The sequence below is a fragment of the Streptomyces sp. NPDC000983 genome (assembly GCF_040299205.1).
Classification (GTDB): domain Bacteria; phylum Actinomycetota; class Actinomycetes; order Streptomycetales; family Streptomycetaceae; genus Streptomyces.
On the sequence record NZ_JBEPBM010000022.1, the window covers coordinates 124,461 to 138,216 of the forward strand.

The window sequence follows — 13,756 nt, forward strand, 5'->3', positions numbered from 1 at the left end:
TCTAGGGGGGGTGCCAAAGGGAGGGGCAACCGGGCGGTGGGACTTTGTACGCCATCGGTATGGCCGGACACGCCGATGGTGGGGCGGGAGCTTTTTGCTTCCCTCAACTTGACGTGTGCCCACGGGAAACGGTTGCTCACTGATCCCTTACGGGTGAGTCACGATCGGACATCGGCGGCCCACCCGCACCGGGCACATCTCAAGCCTCCCCTCGGATCTGCGCGAGCACGCCGTCCAGCTCGTCAGGCTTCACGAGAACGTCACGAGCCTTTGAGCCTTCGCTGGGACCGACCACGTTCCGGGACTCCATCAGGTCCATGAGCCGTCCCGCCTTGGCGAACCCGACCCGCAGTTTGCGCTGGAGCATGGACGTCGAGCCGAACTGGGTGGAGACCACCAGTTCGGCCGCCTGGCACAGCAGGTCCAGGTCGTCGCCGATGTCCTCGTCGATCTCCTTCTTCTGCTTGGTGCCCACGGTGACGTCGTCGCGGAAGACGGGCGCCATCTGGTCCTTGCAGTGCTGGACGATCGCCGCGACCTCGTCCTCGGTGACGAACGCGCCCTGCATACGGGTGGGCTTGTTGGCGCCCATCGGCAGGAACAGGCCGTCGCCCTTGCCGATGAGCTTCTCGGCGCCGGGCTGGTCGAGGATGACCCGCGAGTCGGCCAGCGAGGAGGTGGCGAAGGCCAGCCGGGACGGCACGTTCGCCTTGATCAGACCGGTCACCACGTCGACCGACGGCCGCTGTGTGGCGAGCACCAGGTGGATGCCGGCGGCGCGGGCGAGCTGGGTGATGCGCACGATCGCGTCCTCGACGTCCCGCGGCGCGACCATCATCAGGTCGGCGAGCTCGTCGACGATCACCAGCAGGTACGGATAGGGCTGGAGCTCGCGCTCGCTGCCCTCCGGCGGCTTGACCTTGCCGTCCCTTATCGCCTGGTTGAAGTCGTCGATGTGCCGGTAGCCGTAGGCGGCGAGGTCGTCGTAGCGCAGGTCCATCTCCCGCACGACCCACTGGAGCGCCTCAGCGGCCCGCTTGGGGTTGGTGATGATCGGCGTGATCAGGTGCGGGATGCCCTCGTAGGCGGTCAGCTCCACCCGCTTGGGGTCGACGAGGACCATCCGGACGTCCTCGGGGGTGGCCCGGACCATGATCGAGGTGATCAGGCAGTTGATGCACGAGGACTTGCCGGAACCGGTGGCGCCGGCGACCAGGACGTGCGGCATCTTCGCCAGGTTGGCCATGACGTAGCCGCCCTCGACGTCCTTGCCGAGCGCCACCAGCATCGGGTGGTCGTCCTCGGCGGCGGCCGCGAGGCGCAGCACGTCACCGAGGTTGACCATCTCCCGGTCGGTGTTGGGGATCTCGATGCCGACGGCCGACTTGCCGGGGATCGGCGAGATGATCCGCACGTCCGGACTGGCCACGGCGTACGCGATGTTCTTGGTCAGCGCGGTGATCCGCTCGACCTTCACGGCCGGGCCCAGCTCGACCTCGTAGCGCGTGACCGTCGGTCCGCGGGTGAAACCGGTGACGGCCGCGTCGACCTTGAACTCGGAGAAGACGTTGGTGAGCGAGGCGACGACGGCGTCGTTGGCGGCGCTGCGCGCCTTGCCGGGGCCACCGCGGGTGAGGAGGTCAAGCGAGGGCAGCGCGTAGGTGATGTCGCCGGACAGCTGGAGCTGCTCGGCGCGCGGCGGCAGGTCGGCGGGGGCCTCCGGCGCGGGCTTGGTGAGGTCGGCGACCTCGGCCCGCAGCCGCTCCTGCCGGGGCCGGGCGGCCGGTACCGGGGTGGGCGTCGGGGTGGTCTCCTCGCGGTCCCCGACGCTCACACCGTGGGTGAGGTCGGCGACGATCGGCGAGGGCGGCATGCCGTGCAGGACGGCCCCGTCGAGCGCGGCGGCGGCCGCGGCGGCGACGTCCACGGCGTCCATGGGACGGCTCGTGTCGGGCTGCGCCACCGCGGGGCGCCGGGGGCGGCCCCGCCGCTGCGAGAGCGCCTCCTGCTCGGCGTCGTCGGGGTCGTACGCCTCGGGCGGGGAGCCGCGCCGGCGGCCGCGCGCTGGCAGCGCCTCACGCCACTGCTCGTCGTAGCGCTCGTCGTCGTCGAACTCCGGCACCCCGGGGTCGTGCAGCACCCCGAGCCGGACCCCGAGCTGACGCAGCCGCTGGGGAATGGCGTTGACCGGGGTGGCGGTGACCACCAGCAGCCCGAAGACGGTGAGCAGCACCAGCATCGGCACCGCGAGGACCTCGCCCATGGCGTACGTCAGCGGGGTCGCCGCGCTCCAGCCGATGAGACCGCCGGCGTCCCTTATGGCCTGCATGCCGTCGCTGCGCGCGGGCGAGCCGCAGGCGATGTGCACCTGGCCGAGGACGCCGACGACGAGCGCCGACAGGCCGATCACGATGCGGCCGTTGGCCTCGGGCTTCTCCGGGTGGCGGATGAACCGGAACGCGATCACCGCGAGCAGGATCGGCACCAGCAGGTCGAGCCGGCCGAAGGCACCGGTCACCAGCATCTCGACCAGCTCGCCGACGGGGCCGCGCAGGTTGGACCAGGTTCCGGCGGCGACGATCAGACCGAGGCCGAGCAGCAGCAGCGCGACCCCGTCCTTGCGGTGGGCCGGGTCGAGGTTCTTGGCCCCCTGCCCTATTCCGCGGAACACGGCGCCGACCGCGTGCGCGAGGCCGAGCCAGAGGGCACGCACCAGGCGGTAGATGCCGCCGGTGGGGCTGGGGGCCGGCCTGGGCGCGGGCTTGGCCACCGCCTTCTTGGCCGGCGCCTTCTTGGCGGGGGCTTTCTTGGCGGGGGCTTTCTTCGCGGGGGCCTTCTTGACCGGACCCTTCGCGGGAGCGGCCGCCTTCTTCGCGGGCTGCTTCTTGGCTGCGGAGGGACGTGAGGCCATGGGGGTGAGATTACCGGGGGAGACGACAGCGGACACGTGTGCCCACTGCTTCACCCGTTCGTGTCGCCGTTGTGACGGCGTGGAACTGACGCACGTTCACCGGACGGCCACTCCCAACGCGCGCCACCCGGGCGTCAGTTCTGCGAGGGCAGGGAGGAGGCGCTGCCGGTGCCGGGCTCCAGCGCGTCCAGCGCCCGTCGCAGGCCGGTGAGTTTGCGCTCCAGATGGGCCGCCGTGGCCACCGCGGCCGCGTCCGCCGATTCGTCGTCGAGCTGCTTCGACAGCGCCTCGGCCTGCTCCTCGACCGCCGCCAGCCGCGCCGAAAGCTCCGCGAGCAGCCCCGCGGGCTCCTTCGGCTCGGTGCCCGCGACCTTGCCGCCGCCCTCCAACTGGAGCCGCAGCAGCGCCGCCTGCTCCCTGAGCTGGCAGTTCTTCATGTACAGCTCGACGAACACCGAGACCTTGGCGCGCAGCACCCATGGGTCGAAGGGCTTGGAGATGTAGTCGACCGCTCCCGCCGCGTACCCGCGGAAGGTGTGGTGCGGGCCGTGGTTGATCGCGGTGAGGAAGATGATCGGGATGTCCCGGGTCCGCTCCCGGCGCTTGATGTGCGCGGCGGTCTCGAATCCGTCCATGCCCGGCATCTGGACATCGAGCAGAATGACCGCGAAGTCGTCCGTGAGCAGCGCCTTGAGCGCTTCCTCCCCGGACGATGCCCGCACCAGGGTCTGATCGAGCGCCGAGAGGATCGCCTCCAGCGCCAGCAGATTCTCCGGCCGGTCATCGACCAGGAGGATCTTGGCCTTCTGCACCATGGCCCGCCCTCCTCGCCCCGGCATGGGGCCTCCCCTGTCCGCAGGACTCGGGGCAGCACCGACGGGTGCCGCCCCGGGGGGCGACTCCCTTGCGCCGCCCGTCCTCGTGCCGGTCATGGTAGCCGCACCCCGCCCGTCGCCACACCCTGTCACCGCGATGTCACTGTGCACATACCGCAAACGCGGCAGGAGACCAGAACGTTCCCCGATTTCCGTCCCGCTACACGGCCCGCACGGCGGCGGGCCCGCCGGTCCGGCGACTCCGTGTGAACACCGTAGGGCCCCGCCCGCCCTGGTGGCGGCATGCTCACGGGGCCCGTACGAAGCCCGACCGATCCCGTCACTCCTCCCGCATCCACTGCTCCATCACCGACAGCAGGTGGTCCGGGTCGACGGGCTTGGTGACGTAGTCGGAGGCGCCCGACTCGATCGCCTTCTCCCGGTCGCCCTTCATCGCCTTGGCGGTCAGCGCGATGATCGGCAGCCCGGCGAACTGCGGCATCCTGCGGATCGCCGTGGTCGTGGCGTAGCCGTCCATCTCCGGCATCATGATGTCCATCAGGACGACCGCCACGTCGTCGTGCTGCTCCAGCACCTCGATGCCCTCACGGCCGTTCTCGGCGTACAGCACCGACAGGCCGTGCTGCTCCAGGACGCTGGTCAGCGCGAAGACGTTGCGGATGTCGTCGTCGACGATCAGCACCTTCTCCCCGCCGAACCGGATGCCCCGGCGCACCTGCGGCGCGGACTCCCGCTCCGCCGAGGGCCACTGCTCCAGCGGCGTCGGCTCGGGATCGGAGGTGGTCCGGCGGCGCCGCCGGAACAGGGCGGCCGCGCCGTTCTGGGTCTCCCGGTACGACTTCACCTCGGCCGGCGTCTCGATCTCCGCCTCGGTCAGCTCGGACAGCTCGGCGGCGGACGCCACCAGGTCACCGGCCTCCAGGGCGGGCATCGACTGCTGGTAGCCCTGCGGCGGCAGCTCGCTCGGGTGCAGCGGCAGGTACAGGGTGAAGGTCGAGCCGCGGCCCGGTTCGCTCTGCGCGTGGATCTCGCCGCCGAGCAGCTGGGCGATCTCCCGGGAGATCGACAGCCCCAGGCCCGTACCGCCGTACTTGCGGCTGGTCGTCCCGTCGGCCTGCTTGAACGCCTCGAAGATCACCCGCATCTTGCTGGCGGCGATCCCGATGCCGGTGTCGGTCACCGAGAACGCGATCAGTCCGGCGTCCGCGTCCCGCAGCGAACCGGTCTCCAGCAGCTGCTCACGGATCGTGACCGGCACATCCGCCCCGGCCGGCCTGATGACCAGCTCGACCGACCCGGAGTCGGTGAACTTCACCGCGTTGGACAGCAGGTTGCGCAGCACCTGCAACAGCCGCTGCTCGTCGGTGTGGAGCGTCGCGGGCAGCTCGGGAGAGACCCGTACCGACAGGTCCAGGCCCTTCTCCGCGGTCAGCGGCCGGAAGGTCGCCTCGACGTAGTCGACGAGCTGGACCAGGGCGATGCGCGTCGGGGAGACGTCCATCTTCCCCGCCTCGACCTTGGACAGGTCCAGGATGTCGTTGATCAGCTGGAGCAGGTCGGAACCCGCGCCGTGGATCGTCTCGGCGAACTCGACCTGCTTCGGGGAGAGATTGGCCTCGGCGTTGTCGGCGAGCAGCTTGGCCAGGATCAGCAGCGAGTTGAGCGGGGTGCGCAGCTCGTGCGACATGTTGGCGAGGAACTCGCTCTTGTAGCGCATCGACACCGCGAGTTGCTCGGCCCGCTCCTCCAGGACCTGCCGCGCCTCCTCGATCTCGGTGTTCTTCACCTCGATGTCACGGTTCTGCTGGGCCAGCAGCTCGGCCTTGTCCTCCAGTTCGGCGTTGGACGCCTGGAGAGCCTTCTGCCGGTTCTCCAACTCCGCCGACCGCTCCTGGAGTTGCTCGGTCAGCTCCTGCGACTGCTTCAGCAGCACCTCGGTCTTGGTGTTGACGGAGATGGTGTTGACGCTGGTCGCGATCATCTCCGCGATCTGGTTCAGGAAGTCCTTCTGGATCTGCGTGAACGGGGTGAAGGAGGCCAGCTCGATGACCCCGAGCACCTGGCCCTCGAAGAGCACCGGCAGGACGATCACCTGCGCGGGCGGCGCCTCGCCGAGCCCGGAGGAGATCTTCAGGTAGCCGCTGGGCGCGTTCTCCACCAGGATCGTGCGCTTCTCCTGCGCCGCCGTCCCGACCAGCGCCTCGCCCGGCCGGAACGAGGTCGGCATGGACCCCATCGAGTAGCCGTAACTGCCCAGCATCCGCAGCTCGTAGTGGTCCTCGCCGGCCTGGCCGGCGTCGGGCATGGCCAGGAAGAACGCGCCGTGCTGCGCGGAGACCACCGGGGTGAGCTCGCTCATGATGAGCGAGGCCACGTCCTGAAGGTCCCGTCGGCCCTGCATCAGCGCGGAGATCCGGGCCAGGTTGCCCTTGAGCCAGTCCTGCTCCTTGTTGGCGATCGTGGTGTCGCGCAGGTTGGCGATCATCTTGTTGATGTAGTCCTGGAGTTCCTGGATCTCGCCGGAGGCGTCGACGTCGATCTTCAGGTTCAGGTCGCCGCGGGTCACCGCGGTCGCCACGCGCGCGATGGCACGCACCTGCCGGGTCAGGTTCCCGGCCATCTCGTTCACCGACTCGGTCAGGTCCCGCCAGGTGCCGTCGACGTCACGCACGCGTGCCTGGCCGCCCAGCTGTCCCTCGGTGCCCACCTCGCGGGCGACGCGGGTGACCTCCTCGGCGAAGGAGGAGAGCTGGTCGACCATCGTGTTGATGGTCGTCTTCAGCTCCAGGATCTCGCCCCGGGCGTCGATGTCGATCTTCTTCGTCAGGTCGCCCTTGGCGATGGCGGTGGTGACCATGGCGATGTTCCGCACCTGACCGGTCAGGTTGGACGCCATGCCGTTCACCGAGTCGGTGAGGTCCTTCCAGGTGCCCGCCACCCCGGGCACGTGCGCCTGACCGCCCAGGATGCCGTCCGTGCCCACCTCGCGGGCCACCTTGGTGACCTGGTCGGCGAACGAACTGAGCGTCTTCACCATGGTGTTGAAGGTGTCGGCGAGCTGCTGGACCTCGCCGCGCGCCTCGATCGTCACCGTCCGGGTCAGGTCGCCGTTGGCGACGGCCGCCGCGACCTGGGAGATGTTCCGCACCTGCATGGTCAGGTTCTTGGCCATCAGGTTGACGTTGTCGCTGAGGTCCTTCCAGATGCCGACCACGCCGGGGACGTGCGCCTGGCCGCCCAGGATGCCCTCGGTGCCCACCTCGCGGGCCACCCGGGTCACCTGCTCGGCGAAGGAGGACAGCTGGTCCACCATCGTGTTGACGGTGGTGACGAGTTCGAGGATCTCGCCCTTGGCGTCGACGGTGATCTTCTTCGACAGGTCGCCCTTGGCCACCGCGGTGGTGACCTCGGCGATGTTGCGCACCTGGATGGTCAGGTTGTTCGCCATGAAGTTCACCGACTGGGTGAGGTCCTTCCAGGTGCCGGAGACACCCTGCACCTCGGCCTGACCGCCGAGCTGCCCCTCCGTACCCACCTCGCGCGCGACCCGGGTGACCTCCTCCGCGAAGGAGGACAGCTGGTCGACCATCGTGTTCAGGGTGTTCTTCAGCTCCAGGATCTCCCCGCGGGCGTCCACGGTGATCTTCTGGGACAGGTCACCGCGCGCCACCGCGGTGGCGACCTGCGCGATGTTGCGCACCTGGGCGGTGAGGTTGCCGGCCATGCCGTTCACGGAGTCGGTCAGGTCGCGCCACACGCCGGCCACACCGGGCACCTGCGCCTGGCCGCCGAGCCGTCCCTCGGTACCCACCTCGCGGGCCACCCGGGTCACCTGCTCGGCGAACCCGGAGAGCTGGTCGACCATCGTGTTGATGGTGTTCTTCAGCTCCAGAATCTCCCCGCGCGCGTCCACGTCGATCTTCTGGGAGAGGTCGCCGCGCGCCACGGCCGTCGTCACCTGGGCGATCTGCCGCACCTGCGAGGTGAGGTTGCCGCCCATGAAGTTGACGGAGTCGGTCAGCTCCTTCCAGGTGCCCGACACGCCCGGGACGACCGCCTGACCGCCCAGGCGGCCCTCGGTGCCCACGTCCCTGGCCATCCGGGTCACCTGGTCGGCGAAGGCCGAGAGCTGGTCGACCATCGTGTTCACGGTGTTCTTCAGCTGGAGCATCTCGCCGGAGACGTCCACGGTGACCTTCTGCGAGAGGTCGCCGTTGGCCACCGCGGTCGTCACCTGGGCGATGTTGCGCACCTGCCCGGTGAGGTTGCGGAACGCGGTGTTGACGGAGTCGGTGAGGTCCTTCCAGGTGCCCGCGGCACCGGGCACCTGCGCCTGCCCGCCCAGCTCGCCCTCGACACCGACCTCCCGGGCCACGCGCGTGACCTCGGAACCGAAGGACGACAGCTGGTCGACCATGCCGTTGACGGTGTTCTTCAGCTCCAGCATCTCGCCGGCCACGTCCACCGTGACCGTCTGCGAGAGGTCACCGCTGGCCACCGCGGTCGTCACGGCGGCGATGTCCCGCACCTGGATGGTCAGGTTCCGGAAGACCGTGTTGACGGAGTCCGTCAGGTCCTTCCAGGTGCCCGCCGCACCCGGAACGTTCGCCTGCCCGCCCAGCCGCCCCTCGGCGCCGACCTCGTTCGCCACCCGCGTGACCTCGTCCGCGAAGATCCGCAGCGTCTCGGTCATCTGGTTGATGGTGTCCGCGAGCTGCGCGACCTCGCCGCGCGCCGACACGGTCACCTTCTGCGACAGGTCACCGTTGGCGACCGCGGTGGTGACCTGTGAGATACCCCGCACCTGGGCCGTGAGGTTGCCGGCCATCAGGTTCACCGAATCGGTGAGGTCCTTCCACACCCCGGCCACGCCCGGCACCTGCGCCTGCCCGCCGAGCTCGCCCTCGGTGCCCACCTCGCGGGCCACCCGGGTCACCTCGGAGGAGAAGGACGACAGCTGGTCCACCATCGTGTTGACGGTGTTCTTCAGCTCCAGCATCTCGCCGGCCACGTGGACGGTGACCTTGCGCGACAGGTCACCCTTGGCCACGGCCGTGGTCACCAGCGCGATGTCCCGCACCTGCGCGGTCAGCCGGTACGCCATGGTGTTGACGGAGTCGGTGAGGTCCTTCCACGACCCCGACATGCCCCGCACGCGCGCCTGCCCGCCCAGCTTGCCCTCGGTGCCCACCTCACTGGCCACCCGGGTGACCTCGTCGGTGAACGTGGACAGCTGGTCGACCAGATTGTTGACGGTACGGCCGACCTTCAGGAACTCCCCGCGCAGCGGATGCCCGGCGCCGTCCGCGGCCTGCGTCCGCAGCTCCATGCGCGGCGAGAGATCACCCTCGGCGACCGCGGTCAGGACCCGCCCGACCTCCGAGACCGGCCGTACGAGATCGTCGACCAGGGCGTTGGAGTTGTCGATCGCCGCGGCCCAGGAGCCCTCGCAGGCGCCCGTCTCCAGCCGTTCCGTGAGCTTGCCCTCACGGCCCACCATGCGCCGCACCCGCGACAGCTCACCGGTCAGATGCAGATTGCGGTCGGCCACCTCGTTGAAGACGGCCGCGATCTCCGACATCACGTCGTCGCCGGACACCGTGAGCCGCTTGCGGAAGTTGCCCTCCCGCATCGAGACGAGGGCCGCCAGCAGTCGGTTCAGCGCGGCCGTGTCCACCGCGGTGGTACCGCCCCGCGGTTTGCGTTGGTTCATCAGGGCCTGTCCGCCTTTCGCGCGCGTTTTCGTGCCCCGCGTCGCTGCGCCAGACTCCACGTGTCCCTCCCGCAGGGGTCGACCGTCACTGCCGTACTCCCGGCACACCTGTTCGATACGCCGGTCACTGCTGCGTAATCCTGCCGGATGCATCAGTCCGCACCACGGGCTGCTGCCCGCGGGGCACCGGGCCCACTCGGGCTGCCCGGACCTTCACAGGAAGCCTTCCCAGTGTTTCACCCCGGCCGAACCCGGCCATAACAGTTCGGCAGCTTCGCACACCGTCCGCACACCCTCCGGGCGGAAACACTGCAGACCGGCATCCGCGTGGACGGCGAAGGTAAGTAACCTTGGCAGCGGCTGTCCAGCCGCACCGGTCCGTCCGGCTAGGGCGGTGGCACGGAAACGAGCGGGCATCGGAGGGGCGGCCGCACAACATGACCACCGGACTGATCCCGGGGGACCAGCCCTCGGAACCCCGGCCGAAGGGCGGCCTGCCGCATCAGCGGCAGGAGCCGGTCGGCCACGCAGCCCTGCACGTCGACAACCGGTCGAGGAGTTCAGTGATCACCGCGCGCGCGGCCGCCAGCTTCGAGCCCGTCGGACGATCGGTCGCGAGCGCCCGCTCCTTCGTCCGGGACACCCTCCAGGGCTGGGGCTTCGCCGACATCGTCGACGACGCCGTCGTCCTCACCAGCGAACTGGTCACCAACGCCGTGGTGCACGCGGGCACTTCCGCCGACGTGCTGTGCCTGCGCTCCGAGGACGGCGTCCGCATCGAGGTCGCCGACCGCTACCCGGAGCGCGAGGTGCCGCTCCAGGGCGCCGCGGTCAACATGGGCAGCCTGGACCGCGAGGGCGGCCGGGGCCTCCAGCTGTGCGCGGCCCTGGCCGGCCGCTGGGGCGTGGAGTACGCCCCCACCCACAAGCAGGTCTGGTTCCAACTGGACCTCCCCCAGCGCCCCGTGGGCACCCGCGCGGCCGGCCCCTCCCTCCCCTCCGACCTCCTCCCCCTCGCCGACGGCCGCGTCCGCGTCGCCGTGATCCAGATCGACCGCACCGGCTCGGTCTCGGCCTGGAACGAGGACGCCGAGGAACTCTTCGGCTACGCCGCCGAGCAGGTCATCGGCAAGCCCCTCACCGACTTCGCCGCCTGGCCGCACACCCCGGGCACCAGCACCGGCATCGCCGAGGCCCTCCAACTCTCCCGCTGGGAGGGCAGCTACGGCATCCGCGGCGCCAGCGGCCGGGTGACCCCGGTCTACGCCTCCCATCTCCGGGTCCGCGACACCGACGGCGAGCCGTCCACGGTCTGCCTCCTGGTCCGGGACAACGAACGCGCCGTCCTCCAGACGCCGTTGCGCGTGCCGGCCTCCGACACCGGCTCCGGCGAGGGGCAGAGCACCGACCCCTTCGAGGTGTTCATCGGCTCCCCCGCCCCGGACGACCTCGACGGCCTCCTCCAGCGCACCGTGGAGCGCGCCCGCGACATGCTCGACGGCGACTCCGCCTTCCTGCTCCTGGCCACCGACGACGAGACCGAGTTGGAGGTCCGCGCCTCCACCGGCCTGCCCAGCGCCCGGCAGCGCTTCGCGCGCGTGCCCGTCGAGGCGGGCCCCGGCCGCTACGGCTCGGCGCGCATGCCCGCCGTGCACGACGACCTGTCGGCCGTGCCCGGCGCCGTCCCGCTGCTCGGCGGCACCGGCATGCGCTCGGTGGTCACCGTCCCGCTGAAGGTCGAGGGCCGCCTCACGGGCTCCCTCGGCGTCGCGGCGGAGGCCCCCGGCAGATACTCCAACGAAGAGGCCCTGCGCCTGCAGTTCGCCGCCGACCGCATCGCCCTGGCCGTCGAGTCCGCCCGCCTCGGCGAACTGGAACGCCTGCGCCGAGGCTCCCTGAGCTTCCTGGTCGAGGCGTCCGACCTCCTCGCCGGCACCCTGGACCGCGACCAGACCCTCGCCCTGATGGCACAGATGACGGTCCCGACCCTGGCCACCTGGTGCGCCGTCTACACCATCGCCGACCAGGCCTCCGAGCCCTTCCTGTCGTACGTCCTGCACGAGGACGAGGAACTCATCGACGGCATCAAGTCGTTGCTCTCCAAGATCGCCCCGCCTGACCCGGTTCCCACCCCTGGCGCCCGTATCTGGGCCGCGCCGGCCGAGGCGGCCCATCAGGCGGCCCTGCGCACCTCCATGCGCAGCCTCGGCCTGGGCGATTCGCTCCCCCGGGCCGGCTCCGGCATCGGCCCGACCCTCGCGACCGCCTCGGCCGTGGGCGGCGAGACCGTCGTCCTGCCCCTGGTGGCCCGCAACCGCGTCATCGGCATGCTGACCCTCGGCAAGCCGACGGACGAACACTTCCGCCAGGAGATCCTGGAGTTGGCGGAGGACCTCTCCCGCCGGGCCGCCCTCGCCCTCGACAACGCCCGCCTGTACTCGGAGCGCACGGCCATCAGCCAGTCCCTCCAGCGCAGCCTGCTGCCCCCGGAGCTCCCCGACATCGACGGCGTCGAGGTCGAGGTCATCTACCGCGCGGCCGGTGAGGGCAACGAGGTCGGCGGCGACTTCTACGACCTCTTCCCGATCAGCGACGGCGCCTACGGCTTCGCCATCGGCGACGTCTGCGGCACCGGCCCGAACGCGGCCGCGGTGACCGGCCTGGCCCGCCACGCGCTGCGCCTCCTCGCCCGCGAGGGCCTCAGCGGCCCGGCGGTCCTGGAGCGCCTGAACTCCGCGATCCTCGACGAGGGCGCCCGCAGCCGCTTCCTGACCCTCCTGTACGGCGAGCTGCGCCCGCAGGAGGACGGCAGCGCCGAACTGAAGGTGGTCTGCGCCGGCCACCCGCTCCCGCTGCGCCTGCGCCAGGACGGCACGGTCGAACCGGCCGCCGAACCACAGCCGTTGCTCGGCGTGATGGAGGACCTGGAGCTCTACGAGCAGACCGTCACCCTCGATCCCGGGGACGTCCTGCTCTGTGTGACCGACGGCGTCACCGAGCGCCGCGAGGGCACCCGCATGCTGGGCGACGACGGCCTGACGGACGTCCTGACGACGTGTACGGGCCTGACGGCCGGCGCGGTCGCCGCGCGCATCATGCGCGCCGTGGAGCGCTTCGCCTCGGACGCCCCGTCCGACGACATGGCGATCCTCACGATGCGCGTGCCGGGTCTGCACACGGACTGAGCCACAAGGTCCCCGGGCCACCGGGGACATGAGAAAGGCCCCCGCCCACAAGGGCGGAGGCCTTTTCTTCTTGAGCCCCCAAACGGAATCGAACCGTTGACCTTCTCCTTACCATGGAGACGCTCTACCGACTGAGCTATAGGGGCCTGTTCCCTTCGCGGTCTCCCGCGCGGCAACAAGAGAGATCATACCCTGAATCCGCGCCTGCTTCGAACCACGTCCTCGACCGCGGATGATCCCTACCCGGCGGCCTGGAGCAGCCCGCCCAGCGCGTTGCACGCGGAGACGATCCGCTGCATGTCCCGCTTCGTCAGCACGGCGTCGACGGGCAGTGTGAGCGTCTCGTCGGCGGCCTGCTCGGTCTCCGGCAGGGACACGCACCGACGGAACTCGGGCAGCCGGTGCACGGGGGTCTTCACCGGCACGGAGCACTCGACACCGCGAGCGCGTACGGCGCGTGCGAAGGCGTCCCGGTCGGGCCGCCCGTTGCCGGGCACGCGCACGACGTACTGCTGGTAGGTGTGCCCGTCCCCACCGTCGGGCGTCCGCACGCCCTTCAACTTCGCGTCGAGGTAGGCGGCCCGCTGCCGCCGCTGCGCGACCTCGTCGTACGGCGCCTCGGACTCCCCCTGTTCCAGCACGAGCAGTCCGTGTCGCTGCCCGAGTCCGTGCAGCCGTGCGATGTCGGCGGACCTGCCGAAGCGGTGCACGACGACGACGACGGCGGTCCGCGCGGTGACGACCGCTTCGACGGCGCCGGCGTCCAGGCAGTACGTGACGGGATCTATGTCGGCGAAGACCGGCAGCGCGCCGGCCAGGACCACGGCCTCCGCGACATCGGCGTTCCCGAAGGCCGGTACGACGACCTCGTCACCGACTCCGACGCCAGCGGCCCTGAGCATTGCAGCAGTACCCATGAATTGGATGGTGGTTCCGCAACGTGAACTTCAAGTGACGCACAGCAAAAAAGGGTTGGACCCAGAACCGAAGTTCCGGGTCCAACCCTTTTAAAGTTTGTTCGGCGGCGTCCTACTCTCCCACAGGGTCCCCCCTGCAGTACCATCGGCGCTGTGAGGCTTAGCTTCCGGGTTCGGAATGTAACCGGGCGTTT

Annotated in this window: 5 protein-coding genes, 1 tRNA gene and 1 rRNA gene; 1 reads left to right on the top strand and 6 read right to left on the bottom strand. The window is 70.3% G+C overall.

All coding sequences use genetic code 11. The features are described from left to right. Positions 1–199 precede the first annotated feature (199 nt). From ABT296_RS24550 to ABT296_RS24560, 3 genes are all read right to left on the bottom strand, one after another. Positions 200–2,911 carry a DNA translocase FtsK gene (locus tag ABT296_RS24550; RefSeq protein WP_351930781.1) on the bottom strand — a complete coding sequence of 904 codons (2,712 nt, stop codon included), beginning with the start codon at positions 2,909–2,911 and terminating at the stop codon, positions 200–202. A gap of 134 nt (positions 2,912–3,045) precedes the next feature. Further along, on the bottom strand, positions 3,046–3,726 hold the full coding sequence (locus ABT296_RS24555; RefSeq protein ID WP_351930782.1) for a response regulator: 681 nt from the start codon (positions 3,724–3,726) through the stop codon (positions 3,046–3,048). A gap of 340 nt (positions 3,727–4,066) precedes the next feature. Continuing rightward, positions 4,067–9,460, bottom strand: a complete 5,394-nt coding sequence (locus ABT296_RS24560) for a HAMP domain-containing protein (protein WP_351930783.1) — start codon at positions 9,458–9,460, stop codon at positions 4,067–4,069. Between the two features lie 437 nt (positions 9,461–9,897). On the opposite strand from ABT296_RS24560, the gene ABT296_RS24565 reads away from it, so the two are divergent. Beyond that, a complete protein-coding gene (locus ABT296_RS24565; protein WP_351930784.1) occupies positions 9,898–12,645 on the top strand; it encodes a SpoIIE family protein phosphatase in 2,748 nt (915 codons plus the stop codon). 73 nt (positions 12,646–12,718) lie between these two features. On the opposite strand, the gene ABT296_RS24570 is transcribed toward ABT296_RS24565, so the two are convergent. The 3 genes from ABT296_RS24570 to rrf form a co-directional block, all read right to left on the bottom strand. Next, positions 12,719–12,791, bottom strand: a tRNA-Thr gene (locus ABT296_RS24570). 93 nt (positions 12,792–12,884) lie between these two features. Beyond that, a complete protein-coding gene (locus ABT296_RS24575) occupies positions 12,885–13,547 on the bottom strand; it encodes a DegT/DnrJ/EryC1/StrS family aminotransferase (protein WP_351930790.1) in 663 nt (220 codons plus the stop codon). A gap of 114 nt (positions 13,548–13,661) precedes the next feature. Beyond that, a 5S ribosomal RNA gene (gene rrf / locus ABT296_RS24580) occupies positions 13,662–13,756 on the bottom strand; the annotation flags it as partial.

Bases quoted from the DNA above. Each gene is read 5' to 3' on its own strand.
- ABT296_RS24550 (WP_351930781.1), bottom strand. From the start codon at position 2,911: ATGGCCTCACGTCCCTCCGCAGCCAAGAAGCAGCCCGCGAAGAAGGCG.
- ABT296_RS24555 (WP_351930782.1), bottom strand. From the start codon at position 3,726: ATGGTGCAGAAGGCCAAGATCCTCCTGGTCGATGACCGGCCGGAGAAT.
- ABT296_RS24560 (WP_351930783.1), bottom strand. From the start codon at position 9,460: ATGAACCAACGCAAACCGCGGGGCGGTACCACCGCGGTGGACACGGCC.
- ABT296_RS24565 (WP_351930784.1), top strand. From the start codon at position 9,898: ATGACCACCGGACTGATCCCGGGGGACCAGCCCTCGGAACCCCGGCCG.
- ABT296_RS24575 (WP_351930790.1), bottom strand. From the start codon at position 13,547: ATGCTCAGGGCCGCTGGCGTCGGAGTCGGTGACGAGGTCGTCGTACCG.